Origin of the sequence: Kitasatospora sp. NRRL B-11411 (assembly GCF_000721345.1) — a bacterium.
Lineage (GTDB): Bacteria > Actinomycetota > Actinomycetes > Streptomycetales > Streptomycetaceae > Kitasatospora > Kitasatospora cineracea.
In genome coordinates this window covers 1-4,023 of record NZ_JOGH01000238.1, presented here as the reverse complement: position 1 = coordinate 4,023, position 4,023 = coordinate 1, and the positions used below count along the sequence as shown (strand labels likewise).

4 protein-coding genes are annotated in these 4,023 nt (G+C 71.0%); all 4 read left to right on the top strand.

Annotated features, from left to right (window positions below):
- A partial coding sequence (locus IH44_RS49265) for an acyl-CoA dehydrogenase family protein (protein ID WP_157846636.1) occupies window positions 1-88 on the top strand: 88 nt, incomplete at its 5' end.
- 339 nt (window positions 89-427) lie between these two features.
- Window positions 428-1,585, top strand: coding sequence for an iron uptake system protein EfeO (efeO, locus tag IH44_RS0139395; protein WP_030464672.1), 1,158 nt, complete (start codon window positions 428-430; stop codon window positions 1,583-1,585).
- A 163-nt stretch (window positions 1,586-1,748) separates the two neighbouring features.
- Window positions 1,749-3,041: an iron uptake transporter deferrochelatase/peroxidase subunit gene (gene efeB, locus IH44_RS0139390; RefSeq protein WP_030464671.1), complete on the top strand. Its 1,293-nt coding sequence runs from the start codon at window positions 1,749-1,751 to the stop codon at window positions 3,039-3,041.
- A 37-nt stretch (window positions 3,042-3,078) separates the two neighbouring features.
- Window positions 3,079-3,930 (top strand): iron uptake transporter permease EfeU, encoded by an 852-nt coding sequence (gene efeU, locus IH44_RS0139385; RefSeq protein ID WP_232795272.1) that lies wholly within the window; start codon window positions 3,079-3,081, stop codon window positions 3,928-3,930.
- Window positions 3,931-4,023 lie beyond the last annotated feature (93 nt).

Sequence of the window (4,023 nt, the reverse complement as noted above, 5' to 3'; positions counted from 1 at the left end):
GCGGATGATGCGGGACGCGAAGATCACCCAGATCTACGAGGGCACCAACCAGGTCCAGCGCATCGTCATGGCCCGCAACCTGCCCTGACGGGCGGTCGGGGACCGGTCCTGACAGGGGCGCGGGGAGGCAGGGCGTGCGCGCCGCCTCCCCGCGCCCCTGTTGTCGTCCCGCTCCGCCGGACCGAGTGGTTCCGGTCACAGGCGGGGCGGGTGGGGTGCCTGTGACGGGAGTGAAATCCCGTGGGCAGTGCGGGAGTTGGCCGGAAACGGATGGTGCCGTGCGGGGCGGCGGGAGGCTTCGTCCGGCACTGGGTGTCGACCCGGTGTGGCGGGGGATCTAAGGTATGCCTTAGCTTACTGGGCGGCCTCCCGGGGATCTTCCCGGACGGCCCCCGCATCGGCCCGACCCCTCGTCCCTGGAGTGAGCATGCCCGCCCGCCGCACGTCTGCCGCCGCCTTCCTCGTCCTCGCCGTGGTGGGTGCCGCGCTGGTGGGGTGCTCGAAGAAGGACAGCGGCTCCTCGACCTCGGCGGACGGCTCCTCCGGTCCGGTGCAGGTCACCGCGACGGACGACAAGTGCGAGCTGTCGAAGACCTCCTTCCCGGCCGGGCACGTCGAGTTGGCGGTGGCGAACAAGGGCGGCAAGGTCACCGAGGTGTACGTCTACGCCGACGGCGACAAGATCGTCACCGAGCGGGAGAACATCGGCCCCGGCACCAAGGTCACCATCAACGCCGAGATCAAGGCCGGCACCTACGAGGTGGCCTGCAAGCCGGGCATGACCGGCGACGGCATCCGGCAGAAGATCACCGTCACGGCCGGCGCCTCCGCCTCGGCCAAGGCGGACGACCGGCTGACCCAGGCGGTCACCGACTACCGCACGTACGCCCAGGAGCAGGCCGACGCGACCATCCCGGTGGTGGAGCAGTTCGCCGCCGCGATCACCGCGAGCGACGTGGAGAAGGCGAAGTCGCTGTTCGCCGCCTCCCGGGTCGGCTGGGAGCGCACCGAGCCGGTGGCCGAGAGCTTCGGCGACATCGACCCGAAGACCGACACCCGCGAGGACGCCCTCGAGGACGGCCAGCAGTGGACCGGCTGGCACCGCCTGGAGAAGTCGCTGTGGGTGGACGGCAAGATCGGCGACGAGGAGAAGACCCTCGCCGCCCAGCTGGTCACCGACCTGAAGGACTGGCAGAAGCGCGTCCCCACCGCCGAGATCACCCCCACCGGCATGGCCAACGGCGCCAAGGAGCTGCTGGACGAGGTCTCCAAGAACAAGATCACCGGTGAGGAGGACCGCTACAGCCACACCGACCTCTCCGACTTCGCCGCCAACGTCGAGGGCGCCCGCCAGGCCTACGAGCTGCTGAAGCCGGTCGCCGCGGAGAACGACCCGGAGCTGTCCAAGACCCTGGACGGCGAGTTCGAGAAGATCACCGGCCTGCTCGGCAAGTACCGGGCCGCCGACGGCACCTACACCTCCTACGACAAGGTCACCGAGGACGAGCGCAAGACCTTCTCGGACGCGGTGAACTCGCTCGGCGAGCCGCTGTCCAAGCTGGCCGCCGCCGTGGTGGTCAAGTGACGCCAGGCCCGCAGCGGGGCCGGTGACGGTCAAGCGCAGGTCAAACGGGGCGGGCGGGTCTGGACTCCAGGTAAGGCCAGGGTAAGCTAAGTCCCCGTCAGGGTGCTGCCGCAGCAGCGGCAGCACCCCCACCCGGTACCACGTCCGAGAGGGAACGCCAGAGATGGACGCCGAGAACGAGCAGCAGGCGGCCCCCGCCGAGAGCGGTGGGGCCGTGCCGCGCGCCGGGCTCAGCCGACGGGCCGTCATAGGCTGGGCGGGGGCCGGGGTCGCGCTCGGCGCGGCCGCGGTGGGCACGGTGGCCGCCGCCACCATGTCCAGCGAGGACGCCGCCGCCGCGCCGCAGACGCCGGACGTCCCGTTCTACGGCGAGCACCAGTCGGGCATCTCCACCCCCGTCCAGGACCGGCTGCACTTCGCCGCCTTCGACGTGATCACCGACGACCGGAACGCCCTGGTCAAGATGCTCAAGGAGTGGACCAAGGCGGCCGCCTCGATCACCGGCGGCCGCGAGGTCGGCGGCGGCGCGGTCGGCGTCGTCCCCGAGTCGCCGCCGGACGACACCGGCGAGGCGCTCGGCCTGCCCGCCTCCCGGCTCACCCTGACCATCGGCTTCGGGCGCACCCTGTTCGACAAGGACGGCACCGACCGGTTCGGGCTCAAGGCCAAGCTGCCCGAGGCGCTGGTCGAGCTGCCCAAGTTCAAGGGCGACCGGCTGGAGGCCGCCCGCAGCGGCGGCGACCTGTGCATCCAGGCCTGCGCCGACGACCCGCAGGTCGCGGTGCACGCGATCCGCAACCTGGCCCGGATCGGCATGGGCGTGGTCAACGTCCGCTGGTCGCAGCTCGGCTTCGGCAAGACCTCCTCCACCACGCCGGACAGCCAGACCCCGCGCAACCTGATGGGCTTCAAGGACGGCACCCACAACATCGCCGGGACCGACGCCGACGCGCTCGCCAAGCACGTCTGGGTCGCCCCCGGCGACGGCGCCGACTGGATGACCGGCGGCTCCTACCTGGTGGCCCGCCGGATCCGGATGACCATCGAGACCTGGGACCGCGCCTCGCTCAAGGACCAGGAGGACACCTTCGGCCGCACCAAGATCGAGGGCGCCCCCTACGGCAAGCAGAAGGAGCGCGACACCCCCGACCTGTCCGCCCTGCCCGCCGACTCGCACGTCCGCCTGGCGCACCCCGACAGCAACGACGGGCTGATGATCCTGCGCCGCGGCTACTCCTTCACCGACGGCACCGACGGCCTCGGCCGCCTGGACGCCGGCCTGTTCTTCCTGGCGTACCAGCGCGACACCCGCAAGGCGTTCGTCCCGCTGCAGACCAAGCTCGCGGCCAACGACAAGCTGAACGAGTACATCACCCACGTCGGATCCGCCCACTTCGCCTGCCCGCCCGGTGTCCGCAAGCCCGGCGAGTGGTGGGGCCAGAGCCTCTTCGGCTGACCCCCGCCACCCACTCTTCCGAGGAAGGAGAACCGCCGTGTTCGCCAACTACCTGATCGGCCTGCGCGAGGGCCTCGAGGCCAGCCTCGTGGTCTGCATCCTGATCGCCTACCTGGTCAAGACCGGTCACAAGGACCGGCTCGGCCCGGTGTGGATCGGCGTCGGATCCGCCGTCGCGCTGTCCATGGCGTTCGGCGCGGTGCTGCAGTTCGGCTCCAACCAGCTGTCCTTCGAGGCCCAGGAGGCGCTCGGCGGCACCCTGTCGATCATCGCGGTCGGCCTGGTCACCTGGATGGTCTTCTGGATGCGCCGCACCGCCCGGCACCTGAAGAGCGAACTCCAGGGCAAGTTGGACGCCGCGCTCGCCATGGGCACCGTCGCGCTGATCGTCACCTCCTTCCTGGCCGTCGGCCGCGAGGGCCTGGAGACCGCGCTGTTCATCTGGACCGCCGTCCAGTCCACCGGCGACGGCTGGAGCCCGCTGGCCGGCGCGACGCTGGGCCTGCTCACCTCGGTCGTGCTGGGTTGGCTGTTCTACCGCGGCGCGGTCAAGATCAACCTGGCCAAGTTCTTCACCTGGACCGGCGGCATGCTGGTCGTCGTCGCCGCGGGCGTCCTCGCCTACGGCGTGCACGACCTCCAGGAGGCCGGCTGGATCCCCGGCCTGGGCACGCTGGCCTTCGACATCTCCTCCACCATTCCGGCGGACAGCTGGTACGGCACGCTGCTCAAGGGCGTGTTCAACTTCCAGCCCAACCCGACGGTGGTCCAGGTGGCGATCTGGCTGCTGTACCTGGTGCCGACGCTGTACTTCTTCTTCCGCAAGCCCGCCTCCGGCGGGGTGCAGGGCAAGCCGGTCCAGGCGCCGGCCGAACCGAAGGCCGCCTGACGGCGGGGGTCGGGAGGGGGCGTTGGGAGCCGCTCGGTGCCGCGATTGTGCGGTGGCCGGGCGGTTCGGCGTTTGTGGGGGGTGGGTGGGGTG

What these genes read in the sequence shown, in the direction of transcription:
- efeO (WP_030464672.1), top strand. Translation starts at nt 428, where the DNA reads ATGCCCGCCCGCCGCACGTCTGCCGCCGCCTTCCTCGTCCTCGCCGTG.
- efeB (WP_030464671.1), top strand. Translation starts at nt 1,749, where the DNA reads ATGGACGCCGAGAACGAGCAGCAGGCGGCCCCCGCCGAGAGCGGTGGG.